The sequence below is a fragment of the Pseudoalteromonas sp. SG45-3 genome (assembly GCF_014164075.1).
Lineage (GTDB): Bacteria > Pseudomonadota > Gammaproteobacteria > Enterobacterales > Alteromonadaceae > Pseudoalteromonas > Pseudoalteromonas distincta.
The window spans coordinates 409,294-427,680 of the sequence record NZ_JACJEN010000001.1 but is presented as its reverse complement, the minus strand read 5'-3'; the positions used below and the strand labels follow the sequence as shown (position 1 = coordinate 427,680).

Below are 18,387 nucleotides of genomic sequence, written 5' to 3'. Positions count from 1 at the left end.
TTATTTAATCACTAAGACTCAATTGCCAGTAGCTCTACTTCAAAAATAAGTACTGAGGCAGGAGGAATACTCCCTACACGTTTTTCGCCGTATGCTAATTGGTGCGGTACATAAAAAATGTATTTATCGCCTGGGCTCATCAGTTGTAAGCCCTCAGTCCAACCTTTAATCACTTGGTGTAAGCCAAAGCTAATCGGTGTTTTACGCTCTACTGAGCTGTCAAATACAGTGCCGTCGATTAGTGTGCCGTGGTAATGCACGTTAACCATACTTGTTGGGCTTGGTGTGTTTTCACTCTCACCTTTGTTTACTATTTTGAACTGCAAGCCAGAAGCTGTTTCTACTACACCTTCTACTTTTGCGTTAGCGGCTAAGTAATCTGCCCCTATTTTTGCATTTATGCCTGCTTGTTGTTTTGCTTTTTTACTATTTTGAAATATTAAAAAACAAAAAATGGCGATAACCACCGCCAAAATTATATTGATCATTATTAACCTTTTTCGTTATCTAGTTCTTCGTCTTTTTCGTCATCGTTATCGCCATTAACTATGTCGGCAATTTCTTTAAGGCGAGCAAGCGCAATTCCGTTTACTGAGTTTTCTGGATACTGGTCATCAATAATATCGCCAGCTTCTATATCCATTAACAGGTTAAGCGCTTGGTCTACGGTTTCAACTGCGTAAATATTAAATTTACCCGCTTCAACCGCATTAAGTATTTCGTCATCAAGCACTAAGTTAACTTGGTTTGATTTAGGAATGATAACGCCTTGCGAACCTGTTAAGCCACGCATTTTACACAGTTTGAAAAAGCCTTCTATTTTTTCGTTTACGCCACCAATAGCCTGTACATCACCATGTTGGTTAATAGAGCCTGTCAGTGCAATTGATTGGCTAATAGGTAGGCTTGTAATAGACGAAATAAGCGCACACAACTCTGCCAAAGATGCACTATCGCCATCTATATAACCGTAGCTTTGCTCAATAGCGATATTAGCGCTAAGCGTTAAGCTAAAGTGCTGCGCGTATTTATTACCTAAATAACCGGTAAGTAGCATTACCCCTTTTGAGTGAATTGCTTTACCAAGCTCGGCTTCACGTTCAACATCTATTACGCCATCGGCGCCAGCATAAACCGTTGCCGTGATACGCGCAGGGGTACCAAAAGAAGTATCGCCAATGTGTAATACGGTTAAGCCATTTACTTTACCAATGGCTTGGCCGTCGGTTGCAATAAGTGTGTGACCTTCTTTTATATCGCTTAGCATGTTTTCACTAATTTGGCCGGTACGGTATTGCTTACCTTCAATGGCTTCATCAATATGATGCGCATCTATAACAGTTAATTTATCTTGTTTTGCGTAGTAACTTGCCTCTGCAACTAATTCAAGTACATCAGCAAAGCGCGCAGAAAGCTTATTGTGATGCTCTGCTTGGCGGTAGCTAAACTTAAGTAAACGCACCATAGCAGCTTGCGTGGTAGTGCACTTTAATGTTTGCTCGCAGTACTCGGTAACTTTAGTTATAAATTGGTACTGTAATTTATCGCTACTTGGTAAGTAGTAATCAAAGTCAGCTAATACTCTAAATAACTCTGCAAACTCTTCATCGTATTCACCTATGGTGTAATACAGTTCGCGCGAGCCTAATAAAATAATTTTCACATCAAGCGGTATAAGCTGCGGGCGCAGTGTAAAACTACTACCTACTGAGCTATCTTGATACGGTAAGTCGTTTTTAATTTGATGCGTTTTAAGCGAAAGTTTTAAACCATCCCACACTTGAGGGTTAGCCATTACCTTTTCAGCATCCATAATTAAATAACCGCCATTAGCACGGTGCAATGCTCCCGGCTGAATAGAGCGATAACTGGTAATTAAAGACCCTTGCGATGTGGAATACTCAATTTTACCAAATATATTACCAAATGTTGGATTGGGCTCGTACACCACGGGTGCTGCATCGTCTTCTTTAAACTCAACTAAAATATTAGGTGCAAAAAAGTCGGTAAGCATGCCTTTACGATCAAAGTCTTCTTTGCTTTCTTCGCTTTCGTCTTCGTCATCGAGCCACTCAAGTACCGCGTCTATAATTTCAACGCGTATATCTTTTAAATAACGCAGTACACCAATATGAGTTGCATATTTATGTTCTAAGTCTTTTAAAAGCGGTTTTGTGGCCTGCTCTGCAGTCGACTTTTTAAGATTACGCTGTTTTTCTTTTGATTCGCGCTTCCAGCGTGGCAGCTCAATTAACGCTTCTATTAATGCATCTTCTAGCTTTTCAATTTTTTCAAAAAACTCTTCGCGTAACGTTTCTTCAAGTTCGCCAAATTCGCTATCGCTTAATTGTTTACCATCTACAAGCGGTGCAAACCCAACTGAATTTTTTTCTTCGACTAATGCAACACTTTGCTCAAATGCCGCAATTTCTACTGCGGTAATAGCACTGTCGTAGGCATCGTTAAATTCACGGTCGATTGATTTTTTTTTGCGTTGATATCCTGGGTTATCAAATGCAGCAGGAAATGTGTCGAGTACTTCATCTAAAAATGAATCTATGTCGTCACTAAGTTGCTTACTTTGCCCTGCATGCATAAACAGCGCGATAGGCTCTCTGTGGTCATCGTAATTATTTACGTATAGCCATTCGTTTGGGGTTGGGCGGTCTTTTGCGTGTTGCTTAAGTTTATCTTTAACAAGCGTAAAGCGCCCATGGGCAGCCTCGCCCATTACATAAACGTTGTAACCAGGTAGTTCCATCCCTAAAGAGAAATCTAAGGCACTTTGGGCGCGTTGTTGGCCTATAAATGTTAGTTGCTCGGGGTATGGATTGCTCATACACGTATGTACGTGATTAGTAGAAATACTCGGTGCGAGCTTTGAAACAGATAGTGGCAGCAATTTTTTCGTCATTCTAACTTCTTTTTTTACCAACATATTCGCTGGCCTTTGGGCGTATTAAGTGGCCCGCAGCCACTTAATAATTATATTTAAGGGTGCAGCGCCTTACGACTAAAATAGATTCCATCACATTCAATACACGGTGTAATTTGTGTCGCGTGATAAACATCGTAACTATGGGTGCAATTCTTACATACTAATGTGCCCATGGCTATCCATTCGCCTGCGTGATACACACCATTGTGCTTAAAATCTTGACTAAGAGATTGCCACTCAAGCTGAGTTTTATCTTCTATGTGCGAAAGCTCAAACCATAATGATTCTTTAAGCTCTTGCCATGCAAGCGAATTATAGTGCGATTCGTTTTCTTGGACATGTTCTATATCGCGCTGTAAATAACTTTTATATAAAGCGTATCTTTCTTGCCCTAAATCTTTAAGTGCCTGCTCAGATTCAACAAATCGAGTAACTGCGTCTTTTACTTCATGATCTTTTACATCTTTTAGCCATTTGGTTAAATCGCCAAGCCATGCTTTATAATCTGCCATTTTTTACTCCTTCAAAATTGCTGTTAAATCACCCTATAACTTAGATAAGTATAGGTTAACCTGAACTGAAGGTTAGAATTTATCAAAACCGCGTTTTTGACGCTGTGAATAGCACTTTATTTGGGGTATCCTAATGGCAATTTTTTATTAGTTTGCAAGAAGTCTGGAACCATAGATGCAAGAGCAATATAACCCGCAAGATATAGAGTCAAAAGTACAAAGCTACTGGGAAGAAAACCAGGTATTTAAAGTCACTGAAGATGAGAGCAAAGAAAAGTATTATTGCCTTTCTATGTTTCCTTATCCGAGTGGTCGACTGCATATGGGTCATGTACGTAACTACACCATTGGTGATGTTGTTTCTCGTTTCCAGCGCCTGCAAGGCAAAAACGTAATGCAACCTATGGGTTGGGATGCGTTTGGTTTACCTGCAGAAAACGCTGCTATTAAAAACAAAACAGCACCTGCTAAGTGGACATACGAAAATATTGACTACATGCGTACACAGCTTAAGCAATTAGGTTTTGGTTATGACTGGGATCGCGAAATTGCGACGTGTCATCCAGAATACTACAAGTGGGAGCAGTGGTTTTTCACTAAGCTTTACGAAAAAGGCTTAGTGTATAAAAAAATGTCGACGGTTAACTGGGATCCAGTGGATCAAACAGTATTAGCTAATGAGCAAGTTATTGACGGTCGCGGTTGGCGTTCAGGCGCTGTGGTTGAGCAAAAAGAAATTCCACAGTGGTTTATTAAAATTACCGACTACGCACAAGAACTACTTGACGATTTAGACAAGTTGGAAGATTGGCCAGAGCAAGTTAAAACAATGCAGCGTAACTGGATTGGCCGCTCTGAAGGGTGTGATATTGAATTTAAACGCACCGATAACGACGAAACTTTTAGTGTATACACAACTCGTCCAGACACCTTTATGGGTGTTACGTATGTTGCTGTTGCTGGTGGTCACCCTATTGCACAAGAAGCCGCTAAAAATAGCGATGCTGTTGCAATGTTTGTTGAAGAATGCAAAAACACCAAAATTGCCGAAGCAGACATGGCAACAATGGAGAAAAAAGGCATAGCAACAGGCTTTTACGCAACTCACCCATTAACGGGCGAGCAAGTACCAATTTGGGTCGCTAACTTTGTATTAATGCATTACGGCTCAGGCGCTGTTATGGCGGTACCTGCACACGACCAACGCGATTTTGAATTTGCAACGGCTTACGGCCTAGATATTAAACAAGTAATTGCACCGGTTGAAGGCTCAGGTCTTGAAGTAAACCTTGAGCAAGAAGCATTTACCGATAAAGGCGTACTTGTAAATTCAGGTGAATTTGATGGTCTTGATTTTGACGCCGCGTTTAAAGCCATTGCCGACAAGCTTGAAGCACTCGGTGTTGGGGAGCGCAAAGTAAACTTCCGTCTACGTGACTGGGGTGTGAGCCGTCAGCGTTATTGGGGCTCTCCAATCCCAATGCTGAGCGACGAAGAAGGCAAAGAACTTGCAGCAACAGAAGATATGCTACCAGTTCGCTTACCAGAAGATGTGGTAATGAATGGTGTAACGTCACCTCTTAAAGCAGACCCTGAATGGGCTAAAACAACAGTAAATGGCGCACCTGCGTTTCACGAAACTGACACGTTTGACACCTTTATGGAATCATCTTGGTACTACGCACGCTACTGTAGCCCACGCTACGACGAAGGCATGCTAGATCCAGCGGCTGCTAACTATTGGTTACCAGTAAACCAATACATTGGTGGTATTGAGCACGCTATTTTACACTTATTGTACTCGCGATTTTTCCATAAATTATTACGTGACTTTGGTTTAGTAAATTCAGACGAGCCGTTCGACCGCTTACTTTGTCAAGGTATGGTGCTTGCTGAAACATTTTATCGTAAAGATGAAAAAGGCGGCGATGTATGGATTTCGCCAAGCGATGTAAATACCGAAACCGACGACAAGGGCCGCGTAACTAAAGCATGGCATAAAGAAGACGGTGAGCCGGTATTCTCATCAGGCATGAGTAAAATGTCGAAGTCTAAAAACAACGGTATAGACCCACAACAAGTAATTGCCCAATACGGTGCAGATACAGTGCGTTTATTTATGATGTTTACAGCACCACCAGAGCAAACGCTTGAATGGTCAGACTCAGGTGTTGAAGGCGCACATCGCTTCTTAAAACGTGTATGGAAATACGCAGTAGATGTTAAAACAGTAGGTTACCAAGCACTTGATAAATCAGCGCTCACTAACCCGCAAAAAGTACTACGTCGCGACTTACACAAAGCAATTGCTAAAGTGACTGATGATGTTGAACGTCGTCAAACCTTTAACACCGCTATTGCAGCCATTATGGAGCTTTCTAATAAGTTATTAAAAGCACCACTGAGCGACAAACAAGATGTAGCGATTGCTAACGAAGCACTTGAAGCATTAGTTATTATGCTTGCACCTATTACTCCGCATTTATCACATGAGCTTTGGAAAGAGCTTGGTAAAGAAGGCGAGATTTTAGATGCGCAGTGGCCAAAAGTTGACGAGTCGGCTCTTGTTGAAGATGAAAAACTAATCATCGTACAAGTAAACGGCAAGCTTCGCGCTAAGTTAACAGTGGCAGCTGATGCCACTCAAGAGCAAGTAGAAGCCCTTGCGTTTGCAGAATCTAACGTAACTAAATTTACGGATGGCGCAACTATTCGTAAAATCATTTACGTTCCAGGTAAACTACTTAACGTGGTAGCTAACTAATATGGCTGCATTTAACGCCATTAAAAATGGACTAGCCTTAGTGCTAGTCTGTTTTTTGTTATCAAGCTGTGGCTTTCATTTAAAAAAAGCCTCTAGCTTGCCTGATAACTTAAAACAGCTAACACTTGTAGGCGATGATGAAAAATCGACTTTATTTACTGAGCTTAAAAAAGAGCTTAAAGCGAGTAACGTAGAGCTAGTATCGTCAGCTAAAGATAAAGCCCAATTGTATTTACGCAAAGAAAGTATTGAACGCCAAACTCTTTCGCTGTTTCAAAATGGTCAGGTTGCTGAATACGAACTTGCTTATGGCGTGTCGTATGTAGTTAAACTCCCTGGCGAAAAAGCGATAGAAAAACGTTTTGAGCTTTACCGTAATTACCAAGACGATCCGGATCATGCATTAGCAAAAGCAAAAGAGCTTGAGCTACTCATTAGCGAGATTCGTGAGCAAGCCAGTCGTCGTATTGTTAGAGAGCTGTCGCAACTATAATGCGCTGCTATGCTAATCAACTACCGAGTGAATTAAATAAAGGGCTAAAGCCCTTTTATTTAGTATTTGGTGAAGAGCCTTTTCAAGAAGCGCAGTGCGTACAACAAATTCGCGACTGTGCTAAGCAACAAGGTTTTGATGAAGTAATTAAGTTTACTTTAATGCAAGGATTCGATTGGCAAGAAATCATAGCCCAGTATCAGAGCATGTCGCTGTTTAGCGCCCGCACTATTATTGAGCTTGATTTAAACCAACAAAAGCCAGGCGTTATTGGCAGTAATACCTTTAAAAAAGTAGTTGAGCTGGTTAATCCCGATACTATTTTAATTGTTAAAGGCGCTAAAGCCAGTCAAGAAGTACAACGTGGTGCGTGGTTTAAAGCCCTTGATAAACTAGGCGTGTTCGTACCTTGCTACCCACTTACGGGCTCTCACGTAAAACGATGGCTTGATGAGCAATGCCAACGTTTATCACTTAATATGCAAAGCGACGCCAAAGTAAGCTTAATAAATGCCACTGAAGGCAACTTATTAGCCTGTTTTCAGGAGCTTGAAAAGCTCTCGCTACTACACGGCAATGCATTAATTACTCAGCAACTAGTTATGCAAGGGCTGTTAAATCAAGCCAAGTTTGATATTTTTGATTTAAGCGATGCACTATTAAATGGCCACGCTAAACAAGCTATAAAAGTACTAAACAAACTTGCCAGCGATAACACCGAAGTGGTGAGTATTTTGTGGGCTATAACCAAAGAGCTTAATACACTTATAAGTGTGCAACTTGGTTTATTAAATGGCGAACCCATAGCAAATTTATTTAAACAAAAAGCAATTTGGAAAAACCAACAAGGTCCAGTTCAAAACGCAATTAACCGTTTAAATATGCACACACTGGAACAAATAAACAGTGATGTTGCGTTGTTTGATGCCAGTTACAAGCAAGGTAATTTAATTGCACCTTACCAAGCGCTTGCTCATATTTGTATTAAATTTTGCCAGCCGCTCAACATTCCTATGCCGTGCCACGCGGTTAATTAATAAATAATGGGTGTTAAATGATCGCAATTTTTGGTGGCACTTTCGACCCCGTCCATTTAGGCCATCTAAATATGGCGCAGCAATGCGTTAATGCGTTTAATTTAGATACGCTTTATTTTATGCCCTGTGCACTCCCTGCACATAAAGCAGCTCCGGGAATTAGTACGCAGCACCGTATTAATATGCTAAACGCAGCTATTGCACCTTATCCTCATTTTGAACTCGATTTAAGAGAGCTTAACCGAGCTGGTCCATCGTATTCGCTACTTAGTTTGCAAGAACTTCGTAAAGAGCACCCCACTACACCTATTTTATTTTTAATTGGTATGGACTCGTTTAACAATCTCGATAAGTGGTTTGAGTGGAAGGCAATAACACAGCTTTGCCATATTGTGGTGTACCAGCGCCCAGCTCAACATTGCACTGTAAAAGGTGAGCTCAAAAGCTATATGCAACACGCAAATGCTGGCGAAGTAGCGGCACTTAAACACTCACTTGCAGGTAAACTTTATTTTTTACCGGGCGAAATGCTCGATGCAGCCTCAAGTACAATTCGCAAGCAGCTAAAAAAAAGTAATAAAAAGAATGAACTATTGCCCGATGCAGTGAGTCATTACATAGAAGTGCATCAGCTCTATCAAATTGATGCTTAAAAACTCCTAGCGTGTTAAAATGCGCGCCATTAAATTTTTAAATTGAGACAAAACCTTGGATTCAAAACAACTACTCGCCTTTGCTATGGACAAAATTGACGATATGAAAGCGCGTGACATCGTTCATATTGACGTAACTGAAACATCAGATATTACAGATTACATGGTAATTTGTTCTGGTACTTCTAAACGCCACGTACAGTCAATTGCCGATCACTTAGCAAAAGAAGCGCGTCATGCAGATTCAGAGCCACTAGGTTATGAAGGTGAAGGCGACGGCGAATGGGCACTGGTTGATTTAGGTGATGTGGTTGTACACGTGATGCAAAACGAAGCACGTAGCTATTACGATCTAGAAAAACTGTGGGGCTAAACGCTCACTCATTTTAGACAATGCTTGGAAGTAATACGTGAAAATACAAATGATTGCTGTTGGTACTAAAATGCCAGCATGGGTAGAAACGGGATTTGCAGAATATCAGCGCCGTTTCCCTAAGGATATGGCGCTAGAGTTAATCGAAATTCCAGCCGGTAAACGTGGTAAAAATGCAGATATAAAGCGTATTTTACACATTGAAGGTGAAAAAACATTAGCGGCTATTCCAAAAGGCAATCGTATTGTAACGTTAGAGGTAACAGGGAAAGCACTGGATACTCACCAACTTGCTAAAAATATGGAAAAATGGCAACTCGATGGCCGCGATGTAAGTTTACTTATTGGCGGACCTGAAGGACTTGCTCCAGAGTGTATTGCAGCGTCTGAGCAAAAATGGTCGTTATCTAATTTAACATTGCCGCATCCTTTGGTGCGTATAATTGTTGCAGAGAGCCTTTACCGAGGCTGGAGCTTAAATAACAACCATCCTTATCATCGCGAGTAACCCCTTGCCATGCTAAAACATAGACCCACTATTCGTGACCACTCCGCAGAAGCAAACTTATTTGCTAGGCGAGCATTCGTGGGTTTTGTTTTTGTATTAGGATTAGTCGCAGTATTGCTTTCTAATCTTTATACTATTCAGGTCGAAGATCACCAAGACTACCAAACCCGCTCCAACGATAATCGTATTAAAGTTATTCCTATTGCACCCAACCGTGGTTTAATTTACGACCGTAACGGTGTGCTACTTGCTGAAAACAAACCTGTTTACAACCTTGAGGTCATCCCCGAAGAGGTAGACGACCTTGACGAATCGCTTGATCAAATAAGTAAAATAATTGCGATTACAGAGCAAGACAAACAAGACTTCTTAAAAGATATAAAACACACCCGTCGTTTTAAATCACAAGTATTAAAAGCTCGCTTAGACGAAACAGAAGTGGCGAAATTTTCGGTTAATCAACATAAATTCCCTGGTTTTAGCATTGAGGCACGCCTTGCACGCTACTACCCATTTGGCGACACACTAACGCATGCGCTCGGTTACGTTGCCAAGCTTAATAGAAAAGAGCTAAACCAATTAGAACAAGAAGACCGTGCAACCAATTACCGCGCCACACATGATATTGGCAAACTCGGCATAGAAAAATATTACGAAGAAACACTGCACGGTAAAGTAGGCTCACAACGGGTAGAAGTTAATAACCGTGGCCGTGTAATACGCACCCTGAGCATGACCCAACCGCAACCTGGTAGCGACCTAGTACTTACTTTAGACGTGGGCTTGCAACAAATAGCACAACATGCGCTTAAAGATATGCGTGGCGCTGTTGTAGTTATGGACGCCAAAGATGGCGGCGTGCTGGCACTTTATTCAAACCCAAGTTACGATCCAAACTTATTTGTACACGGCATTAGCAGCAAAAATTATAAAGCGCTGCTTAACCAAGACCGACCATTAATAAACCGTACTACGCAAGGTCGTTATGCGCCGGCCTCTACTGTAAAGCCTTTAATGGCAGTATTAGCGCTTGAAGAAAATATAGTAAATGAGTCAACATCAATGTGGGATCCTGGCTTTTTTCAAATTCCAAATGTTGAACATAAATGGCGAGATTGGAAACGTTGGGGCCATGGTCATGTAGATGTATATAAAGCGATTGAAGAGTCGTGTGATACCTATTTTTACGATGCGGCTTATCGATTAGGCATTACTAAAATAAGCGATTTTATGGCCCGTTTTGGCTACGGCGATTTGTCAGGTATTGATATTCACGAAGAAACTACTGCTATTCTACCTTCAAAAGAATGGAAAGAAGGACGCTTTAAAGAGTCTTGGTGGCGCGGTGATACTATTTCGGTAGGCATTGGCCAAGGTTACTGGACTGCCACACCTATTCAAATTGCAAATGCAACTAACATATTAGTTAATCGTGGTATTAATCATCCACCTCATTTGGTGCAAGTAATAAAAAAAGATAACGACATAACGCAAATTAACAACGAAGAAAAACCCCCTGTTATTTTAAAAGATCCGCGCCATTGGCAGGTATCGTTAGATGCAATGCATAATACAGTACAAAAAATATCAGGCACAGCCCACAAAGCATTTAAAGGGACTAACTACGACTCGGCTGGTAAAACCGGTACCGCGCAAGTAGTTAGTATTGCCCAAGGTGAGCGTTACGATGCAGAATCTCTTAAAGAACGCCAACGCGATAATACAATTTATGTAGGCTTTGCACCTTATAGCGATCCTAAAATTGTGGTTTCTGTTGTATTAGAAAACAACCACGGCGGCATTCAAATAGCTCGCCAACTTATGGATTACTACTTTGCAGCCAACCCTGTTAATCTTGCAAGGAACGAGACACCATGACCGCTTTGCACGATAAACGCTCTATTTGGATGCGTATGCACCTCGACCTACCGCTGCTTATTGCACTACTTATAATGATGGCTGGCAGCATAATGGTTGTTTACAGCGCAAGCGGGCAAGAGTCTTCTATGATGATTAGGCATATGACCCGCATGGGCGGTGCGATTGTTGCTATGATTGTTTTAGCCCAGTTTTCGCCTGCCACGTTAAAGCGGTTAGTGATCCCACTTTATTGTGTTGGGTTATTAATGCTAGTCGGTGTACTTTTATTTGGAGTAAGCTCAAAAGGCGCGCAGCGTTGGCTCAATTTAGGGGTGACACGGTTTCAACCTGCAGAATTAATGAAGTTGGCAGTCCCGATGATGGTAGCTTGGTATATAGGTAGAAATCACTTACCACCTCGCCCGCTACATTTAATTATTGGTTTTATGATTGTAATGCTCCCTACATTATTAATTAAAGAACAACCCGATTTAGGTACCGCTATACTTATTGCAAGCTCAGGTATATTTGTATTATTTTTGTCTGGGTTGAGTTGGCGTTTAATAGGGTTTTTAAGCTCGATTGTAGCGCTTGCTGCATGGCCATTTTGGCACTACGGTATGCACGATTATCAAAAACAACGTGTACTCACCTTTTTAGATCCTGAGAGCGATCCGCTTGGTTCGGGTTATCATATTATTCAATCGAAAATTGCTATTGGATCAGGCGGCATAGAAGGTAAAGGCTGGTTGCTTGGTACACAATCGCAATTAGAGTTTTTGCCAGAGCGCCACACCGACTTTATATTTTCGGTTTTAAGCGAAGAATTTGGCTTATTCGGCGTATGTGTTTTACTTAGCCTGTACTTATTTATTATTGGTCGTGGTTTATACATTGCTGTTAATGCACAAGATGCATTTGGTAAATTGCTCGCAGGCGCACTCACACTCACCTTTTTTGTATATGTATTCGTAAACATAGGCATGGTATCGGGTTTATTACCTGTTGTAGGCGTACCTTTACCACTGATTAGTTATGGTGGTACATCGATGGTGACGTTAATGGCAGGATTTGGCATTATTATGTCAATCGCGACAGATAAAAGGATGCTTTTAAAATAATGCGACACACGAATCAGTTTATATTTACTACATTATTAATTTTACTTTTAAGTGCTTGTAGTAGTGGGCCAAGTAGCCGTTATAGTATGCGTCATGATGCAGCGCCATTAAGAGCTCCAACTACACTTGAGATGCAAGACGCTATAGTTACCGAAACCACTAAAAGTGCTAGCGCTAGCCGCCCATACACAGTGCTTGGTAAAAGCTATTCGCCCATGCTTGATGAGACGGGTTATAGTGAGGAAGGCATTGCCTCTTGGTATGGTCGTAAATTTCATGGTTATCACACTTCAAATGGTGAAACGTATGATATGTTTGCCATGACCGCAGCGCATAAAACGCTGCCACTACCTAGCTTTGTTAAAGTAACCAATACAGCAAATGGTAAATCGGTAATCGTACGCGTGAACGACCGTGGCCCATTTCATGACGATAGAATAATTGATCTTTCGTACGCAGCCGCTTATAAGCTTGGCTACTACACCCATGGTACAGCAAAGGTTAAGCTAGAGGCCGTTACGCTTGCGGGCGCAACTGCGCGTCAAACCTATATTCAGGTAGCTGCAGGTAGTACACTTGCTAATATTGAAGCACTTGCCAGCACATTGCGAGAGCAATACAAATTACCAACAAATATTGTGCAAAAAGACGATATTTACAGATTGCATTTAGGGCCAATAAAAGACACCCCTCATGCAGACGAAGTATTAAAAAAATTAAAACAAAATCAATTTCAAAACGCGTTCTTGCTTTACACTCAGTAAGACTAATACCCAAACCAGCCCAAGATGCTCGCATCTCGGGGTAGTTTGGGTATAAAATGGCGTAACGCGAATCTTTAACTTTAACCATTAATGAGTATGATGAAATCTATTAAACATAAAATCCTCAAAGGTGTATGCGGCCTAGTTTGTACAGCCGCCGTATTCTCAGCCAGCGCCCAAATTATTCCGGCACCACCTCAAGTTAATGCGAAAGGTTATTTTTTAGTCGACTTTACAACTGGTAAAGTTATTGCTGAAGGTGAAGCCGATACACAGCTAGCACCTGCAAGTTTAACTAAAATGATGACCAGTTATGTAATTGGTACTGAAATTAAAGCAGGTAATATTGCCACTACCGATATGGTAACGGTAAGCGAAAAAGCATGGGCTAAAAACTTTCCAGAATCTTCAAAGATGTTTATTGAAGTAGGTAAACAAATTAGTGTTGATGAGCTTAACCACGGTATTATTATTCAATCAGGTAATGATGCATGTGTAGCAATGGCTGAGCATATTGCTGGAAGCGAAAGCGCATTTGCTGATTTAATGAATGCCCATGCTGCTAAATTAGGTATGAGCAACAGTCACTTTATCAACAGCCACGGCCTTGATACTGACGAGCACTTCACAACTCCACGCGATATGGCGACACTTGGTGCTGCTCTTATTCGTGATGTGCCAGATGAATATGCACTTTATAAGCAAAAGTCATTTACTTATAACGGCATTAAACAATATAACCGTAACTCATTATTATGGGATGAAAGCTTAGATGTTGACGGCATTAAAACAGGGCATACATCAGAAGCTGGTTACAGCCTAGTTACCTCAGCAACTAAAAACGATATGCGTTTAATTGCTGTTGTTATGGGTACCTCAAGCGAACGAGCTCGTAAAGTAGAAAGTAAAAAGCTACTTAACTATGGTTTTCGTTTTTATGAAACAATTACTCCGTACAAAGCAGGCGATAGCTTTGCAGAACAACGTATTTGGATGGGTAACAAAGAGAACGTATCTTTAGGTATTTTAGAAGATACACCAATTACTATCCCACGTGGTCAGCATAAAAACCTTAAAGCTAACTTTGAGCTAGATAATACGCTTGAAGCACCACTTGCTAAAGGTACTAAAGTAGGTACGTTATTCTTACAACTAGAGGGCGAAGATATTGCTCAATACCCACTAGTTACACTTGAAGAAGTGGAAGAAGGCAGCTTCTTTAGCAAAATTTATGATTACTTACGCTTACAGATCATGCAGTAATTTATATCTCCCCTATTAACTAGGTAACTAATTTAAACGTCTCCACTGTGAGGCGTTTTTTTTTGCTTGAAAAATGTTAGAATGCGCCCCATATAAGCAAGACTGCTAATTGCCTATCTGTATTAAGCTTCAAGCTTGCATAGAGTCCACACTTTTGTATGAGGAGTCACCGTCGTGGTTCAACCTGTTAAAGATACTAAATTTGATGAGTACCTAGAGTACCCTTGCCCATTTACATTCAGAATAATGGGTTTAGCTAACGTAAACTTAACTGATCAAATTTTAGCTAAGTTACAACCAATAGCACCTGGCGATTACGCCCCTAAAGTAAAACCAAGCAGCAAAGGTAATTACGAGTCAGTAAGCCTTGTAGCAACAGTTACTAGTGGCAAACACATTGAAGAAATTTACAACGTGATCAGCAATATTGATGACGTACGCCACATGCTTTAATCCATAGTTGAGATTTGTTGTGAACGAAAACACTTTGATCGTACGCCAACTGGGTCGTCAGCGTTATATGCCAATTTGGCAAAAAATGCAGGACTTTACCGACACCCGTGATGAAAATACGCCAGATGAAATTTGGCTTGTAGAGCACGAGAGTGTATTCACCCAAGGTCAGGCTGGTAAGGACGAACACTTACTAGCTCCTGGCGACATTGAGGTGATTAAAGTTGACCGTGGCGGGCAAGTAACTTACCACGGCCCAGGCCAGCAAATGATGTATGTATTATTTAATCTACGTCGTTTAAAGATTGGTGTACGTGAACTGGTTACTTGGCTTGAAGAGTGCATTATTGAATCACTCGCCGAGTATGGTATTGAAGCTTATGCTAAAGCTGATGCACCAGGTGTATACGTTAATGACAGTAAAATTGCATCCCTTGGTTTAAGGGTTCGTCGTGGTTGCTCGTTTCATGGCTTAGCATTAAATGTTAACATGGACCTAAGTCCATTTTTACGCATTAACCCATGTGGTTATGCGGGCATGAATATGGTGCAAACTAAAGAATTAGATGGTCCTCAAAACCTAGAAAGTGCGGGTGAAGGATTGGTGAAACACATGATCAAGAAGCTTAATGCAACACAGGTTAAGCATACTGAAGGGTTTGAAAACGAATGAATAAACCAGTCAAAATGGAACCAGGTGTAAAACTACGCGACGCAGAAAAAATGGCGTTGATCCCAGTAAAAGTTTTACCTACAGAAAAAACTGAAATGTTGCGTAAGCCAGAATGGTTAAAAATTCGCTTACCTAAATCAACCGATCGTATTGACGGTATTAAAAAAGCGCTACGTAAGCATGGCTTACACTCGGTATGTGAAGAAGCTTCGTGCCCTAACCTATCTGAATGTTTTAACCACGGTACAGCTACCTTTATGATTTTAGGTGCTATTTGTACTCGTCGTTGCCCATTTTGTGATGTTGCTCATGGTCGCCCATTAAAACCTGATGCCACTGAACCTGAAAAGCTAGCACTTACTATTAAAGATATGAAGCTAAGCTACGTTGTAATCACTTCAGTTGACCGTGATGATTTACGTGATGGTGGTGCACAGCACTTTGCTGATTGTATTCGCGAGATTCGTAAACATAATCCCACTATCACTATTGAAATATTAGTACCTGATTTTCGTGGCCGTATGGACCGCGCACTAGAGATTTTAATCGAGACGCCACCAGATGTGTTTAATCACAACTTAGAAACTGCGCCACGTTTATACAAACTAGCGCGCCCAGGTGCTGACTACAAATGGTCATTAGAATTACTTCGTCGCTTTAAAGAAGCTCACCCAGAAGTAAAAACTAAATCAGGCTTAATGGTAGGTTTAGGTGAAGAAATTAGCGAAATAGAAGAAGTACTTCGTGATTTGCGTGCGCACAACGTAGACATGCTTACTGTAGGCCAATACTTACAGCCTTCTAAGCATCACTTACCGGTTAAACGCTACGTGCCACCAGTAGAATTTGATGGCTTAAAAGCGTATGCAGATGAAATTGGCTTTACTCACGCGGCTTCTGGCCCGTTTGTACGTTCAAGCTACCATGCTGATCAACAAGCAGCGGGTAAAGAAGTGAAATAATCACTTTTATCAAAAAATTAAAAAAGCCGTTAATGATGCATAATTATTAACGGCTTTTTCATGCTAATTGATAAAATAGCTTACTGCGCTATCTTACCTTTTGTAATAGAAAAATCAGCAAACCTAATACGTTCTTCATCAACTCGAAGGCTGTCGGTTTCAACAATTGAGCGGTAAATTCCCCACTTAGGGCGAGCAAAATCAGCATCACTAAAGCCGCGCCACATATCTATGTTTTGCTCGCTTATATTAAATATCTCTGCATTATCGCTTAAGCGCGTTAACGTCATATCAAACTTACCGTTTTCACTAAATGTAGCTTGTACAAATACCTTGACCCATTCATCTGTAATGAGTGACCAGTCGGTTTCAATGAGGTTTTTATCAAGCCCTGTGCTGTTACCGTTTTCATCAAAGCCTGCACTATATCGCACTTGCAGCTGATTACCTGTACTGTTTTTTTGTGCTCCAGAGAGCGTAATAACAGGCTGGTCGTCGTTGCCATTAGTATTATCGTTGCTGTCATTTCGAGCTTTTATTTGAAAAAAATGGCTAAACTTACTCGTAAGCTCAAGCTCGCTGCTTACTTTAAATTTCCAGCTATATTGAAATGTCTCACCCTCAAACGCCAGTGTTTCTTGTGGTGATTTATCGTAGGTTTTTATTTCGTTACGTTGTCTATCACTTACGCCTTTGTCTTTATCTTGGTCATCATCTCGGTGAGCTAAAAAGACAAAATGGTTACCAATTATCGTATCGGTATCTTCAATAATATGGACAACACTTTGATGATTGCCAGCATATAAGTCTGGAGATTCAATTGACCCTTCGCCGAAGGCATTTTCAATAAGCGTGTATGCGTCAAGCCCCGAATTAACGCCATCTGATCGCAATAAAACGTGTGATATTTTCTCAAAGCCATCAGCTTGAGCTATTGGTGCACCTACAATTGTTATGATAATTTGTGCGCTGGTACCATCTACAGAGTTTACTGTTATTGTATCTTGTAGTGTTTCACCTTCACTTAAAGATGTTATTGAAGCGTTTAAATCGTCAAGTGTGTATGACCAATCTCCACCAGCATTTAAGCTAAAAAAACCATAGCTTGTAGCGCTATTTTCTTGTGCTACAAAAGCAGCTTCACCTGATTGTTGATCCGTAATAGTTAACGAGCCTGTTATTGCATCATTACTATCGCTAATAACTTCACCTAGAGTGTTACCACCAATTGTTGCAGGAGTTTGTGAAGAAATCGCTTCATTATTTTGCACCGTAGGATCAGAGCCTGAGCTGCCACAACCAGTAACTAAACAAGATAGAAGTATAGCTGTAACTGTATTACAGGGTTTAAGGGTATATTTAGACATGAGTAGTTCTGCGGTTAATAGTAAGTTAATTAAATATTAATTTACCAATTTATTGTACAAATAACCACAACTCAATTACCAATTAACATTACCAATTTACTGATATTTTAAATTTAATTATAAAATCTATTATTTTCATAGTGATACAAAAAATTATTTCTATAGAGTGTTTATTTATATTTGTTTTAAAATAAAATTAGGTTAAACCTGAGTTACTTGAGATAATTAATACTGACATAATTATTTAGGTTCATTATGAAACTATTAGTTCGTAACTTGTCTCGTGCTACCACTGAGCATGAGCTTCGTACTTTATTTGCAGAGCACGGTAAAGTGACTACTTGTAACTTGGTACTTGATAAAGAAACTGGCCAATCTAAAGGTTTTGCCTTTGTAGAAATGCCAAACGACATAGAAAGTAAAAGCGCAATTACTGCACTTAACCAATCTACTGTTGATAAAAGTAAGATCCGCGTAAAACTTGCAGACGCATAAAGCTAACTGCAACCTATGCAAAAAAACCAGCTAATGCTGGTTTTTTGCTTTTAGTGCCCAGTATTATAAAAGAAGCAGACAGCACAAAAAATGTCTCCTGCTCAGCTAATATTGCAGCAGCAAAAAATGCAATGCCACTAGCTATAAATAA

At 40.6% G+C, this 18,387-nt stretch carries 18 protein-coding genes; 14 read left to right on the top strand and 4 right to left on the bottom strand.

The window, feature by feature from the left end:
- Window positions 1–11: 11 nt before the first annotated feature.
- The 3 genes from H5126_RS01905 to H5126_RS01895 form a co-directional block, all read right to left on the bottom strand.
- Entirely contained in the window at window positions 12–488 is a 477-nt protein-coding gene (locus H5126_RS01905) for an FKBP-type peptidyl-prolyl cis-trans isomerase (protein ID WP_182721199.1), read from the bottom strand.
- A 2-nt stretch (window positions 489–490) separates the two neighbouring features.
- Window positions 491–2,914 carry a Lon protease family protein gene (locus H5126_RS01900; protein ID WP_223231687.1) on the bottom strand — a complete coding sequence of 808 codons (2,424 nt, stop codon included), beginning with the start codon at window positions 2,912–2,914 and terminating at the stop codon, window positions 491–493.
- A 77-nt stretch (window positions 2,915–2,991) separates the two neighbouring features.
- Entirely contained in the window at window positions 2,992–3,450 is a 459-nt protein-coding gene (locus H5126_RS01895) for a zinc ribbon-containing protein (protein ID WP_002958528.1), read from the bottom strand.
- Between the two features lie 175 nt (window positions 3,451–3,625).
- Here H5126_RS01895 and leuS point away from each other — a divergent pair, with 175 nt between their 5' ends.
- From leuS to lipA, 13 genes are all read left to right on the top strand, one after another.
- Window positions 3,626–6,214: a leucine--tRNA ligase gene (leuS, locus tag H5126_RS01890; RefSeq protein WP_024594703.1), complete on the top strand. Its 2,589-nt coding sequence runs from the start codon at window positions 3,626–3,628 to the stop codon at window positions 6,212–6,214.
- Window position 6,215: 1 nt separating this feature from the next.
- On the top strand, window positions 6,216–6,707 hold the full coding sequence (gene lptE, locus H5126_RS01885) for an LPS assembly lipoprotein LptE (protein WP_024594704.1): 492 nt from the start codon (window positions 6,216–6,218) through the stop codon (window positions 6,705–6,707).
- On the top strand, window positions 6,707–7,744 hold the full coding sequence (gene holA, locus H5126_RS01880) for a DNA polymerase III subunit delta (RefSeq protein WP_002958525.1): 1,038 nt from the start codon (window positions 6,707–6,709) through the stop codon (window positions 7,742–7,744). Before lptE ends, holA begins: the two co-directional genes overlap by 1 nt.
- Before the next feature lie 17 nt (window positions 7,745–7,761).
- On the top strand, window positions 7,762–8,397 hold the full coding sequence (nadD, locus tag H5126_RS01875; protein ID WP_024594705.1) for a nicotinate-nucleotide adenylyltransferase: 636 nt from the start codon (window positions 7,762–7,764) through the stop codon (window positions 8,395–8,397).
- A 55-nt stretch (window positions 8,398–8,452) separates the two neighbouring features.
- Window positions 8,453–8,770 (top strand): ribosome silencing factor, encoded by a 318-nt coding sequence (rsfS, locus tag H5126_RS01870; protein WP_002958523.1) that lies wholly within the window; start codon window positions 8,453–8,455, stop codon window positions 8,768–8,770.
- A 37-nt stretch (window positions 8,771–8,807) separates the two neighbouring features.
- Window positions 8,808–9,278, top strand: a complete 471-nt coding sequence (rlmH, locus tag H5126_RS01865; RefSeq protein ID WP_002958522.1) for a 23S rRNA (pseudouridine(1915)-N(3))-methyltransferase RlmH — start codon at window positions 8,808–8,810, stop codon at window positions 9,276–9,278.
- 9 nt (window positions 9,279–9,287) lie between these two features.
- On the top strand, window positions 9,288–11,156 hold the full coding sequence (mrdA, locus tag H5126_RS01860) for a penicillin-binding protein 2 (protein ID WP_033020633.1): 1,869 nt from the start codon (window positions 9,288–9,290) through the stop codon (window positions 11,154–11,156).
- On the top strand, window positions 11,153–12,259 hold the full coding sequence (gene rodA / locus H5126_RS01855; RefSeq protein WP_002958520.1) for a rod shape-determining protein RodA: 1,107 nt from the start codon (window positions 11,153–11,155) through the stop codon (window positions 12,257–12,259). The genes mrdA and rodA overlap by 4 nt, the downstream gene beginning before the upstream one ends.
- The gene (locus H5126_RS01850) at window positions 12,259–13,023 is read left to right on the top strand and encodes a septal ring lytic transglycosylase RlpA family protein (RefSeq protein ID WP_182695326.1); all 765 of its coding nucleotides are present in this window, start codon (window positions 12,259–12,261) and stop codon (window positions 13,021–13,023) included. Before rodA ends, H5126_RS01850 begins: the two co-directional genes overlap by 1 nt.
- 99 nt (window positions 13,024–13,122) lie before the next feature.
- The gene (locus tag H5126_RS01845) at window positions 13,123–14,286 is read left to right on the top strand and encodes a serine hydrolase (RefSeq protein ID WP_002958518.1); all 1,164 of its coding nucleotides are present in this window, start codon (window positions 13,123–13,125) and stop codon (window positions 14,284–14,286) included.
- Between the two features lie 174 nt (window positions 14,287–14,460).
- Entirely contained in the window at window positions 14,461–14,739 is a 279-nt protein-coding gene (gene ybeD, locus H5126_RS01840; protein ID WP_002958517.1) for a DUF493 family protein YbeD, read from the top strand.
- 19 nt (window positions 14,740–14,758) lie between these two features.
- Window positions 14,759–15,412 (top strand): lipoyl(octanoyl) transferase LipB, encoded by a 654-nt coding sequence (lipB, locus tag H5126_RS01835; protein ID WP_010554695.1) that lies wholly within the window; start codon window positions 14,759–14,761, stop codon window positions 15,410–15,412.
- Window positions 15,409–16,374, top strand: a complete 966-nt coding sequence (gene lipA, locus H5126_RS01830; RefSeq protein WP_002958515.1) for a lipoyl synthase — start codon at window positions 15,409–15,411, stop codon at window positions 16,372–16,374. The genes lipB and lipA overlap by 4 nt, the downstream gene beginning before the upstream one ends.
- A gap of 80 nt (window positions 16,375–16,454) precedes the next feature.
- Here lipA and H5126_RS01825 read toward each other — a convergent pair whose 3' ends face one another.
- Entirely contained in the window at window positions 16,455–17,741 is a 1,287-nt protein-coding gene (locus H5126_RS01825; RefSeq protein WP_182695327.1) for a VCBS domain-containing protein, read from the bottom strand.
- A 255-nt stretch (window positions 17,742–17,996) separates the two neighbouring features.
- Here H5126_RS01825 and H5126_RS01820 point away from each other — a divergent pair, with 255 nt between their 5' ends.
- The gene (locus H5126_RS01820) at window positions 17,997–18,236 is read left to right on the top strand and encodes an RNA-binding protein (protein WP_002958513.1); all 240 of its coding nucleotides are present in this window, start codon (window positions 17,997–17,999) and stop codon (window positions 18,234–18,236) included.
- Window positions 18,237–18,387 lie beyond the last annotated feature (151 nt).

Bases quoted from the DNA above. Each gene is read 5' to 3' on its own strand.
- H5126_RS01905 (WP_182721199.1), bottom strand. From the start codon at position 488: ATGATCAATATAATTTTGGCGGTGGTTATCGCCATTTTTTGTTTTTTA.
- H5126_RS01900 (WP_223231687.1), bottom strand. From the start codon at position 2,914: ATGACGAAAAAATTGCTGCCACTATCTGTTTCAAAGCTCGCACCGAGT.
- H5126_RS01895 (WP_002958528.1), bottom strand. From the start codon at position 3,450: ATGGCAGATTATAAAGCATGGCTTGGCGATTTAACCAAATGGCTAAAA.
- nadD (WP_024594705.1), top strand. From the start codon at position 7,762: ATGATCGCAATTTTTGGTGGCACTTTCGACCCCGTCCATTTAGGCCAT.
- H5126_RS01820 (WP_002958513.1), top strand. From the start codon at position 17,997: ATGAAACTATTAGTTCGTAACTTGTCTCGTGCTACCACTGAGCATGAG.
- lipA (WP_002958515.1), top strand. From the start codon at position 15,409: ATGAATAAACCAGTCAAAATGGAACCAGGTGTAAAACTACGCGACGCA.
- H5126_RS01825 (WP_182695327.1), bottom strand. From the start codon at position 17,741: ATGTCTAAATATACCCTTAAACCCTGTAATACAGTTACAGCTATACTT.
- rodA (WP_002958520.1), top strand. From the start codon at position 11,153: ATGACCGCTTTGCACGATAAACGCTCTATTTGGATGCGTATGCACCTC.
- mrdA (WP_033020633.1), top strand. From the start codon at position 9,288: ATGCTAAAACATAGACCCACTATTCGTGACCACTCCGCAGAAGCAAAC.
- H5126_RS01845 (WP_002958518.1), top strand. From the start codon at position 13,123: ATGAAATCTATTAAACATAAAATCCTCAAAGGTGTATGCGGCCTAGTT.
- H5126_RS01850 (WP_182695326.1), top strand. From the start codon at position 12,259: ATGCGACACACGAATCAGTTTATATTTACTACATTATTAATTTTACTT.
- holA (WP_002958525.1), top strand. From the start codon at position 6,707: ATGCGCTGCTATGCTAATCAACTACCGAGTGAATTAAATAAAGGGCTA.
- leuS (WP_024594703.1), top strand. From the start codon at position 3,626: ATGCAAGAGCAATATAACCCGCAAGATATAGAGTCAAAAGTACAAAGC.
- lptE (WP_024594704.1), top strand. From the start codon at position 6,216: ATGGCTGCATTTAACGCCATTAAAAATGGACTAGCCTTAGTGCTAGTC.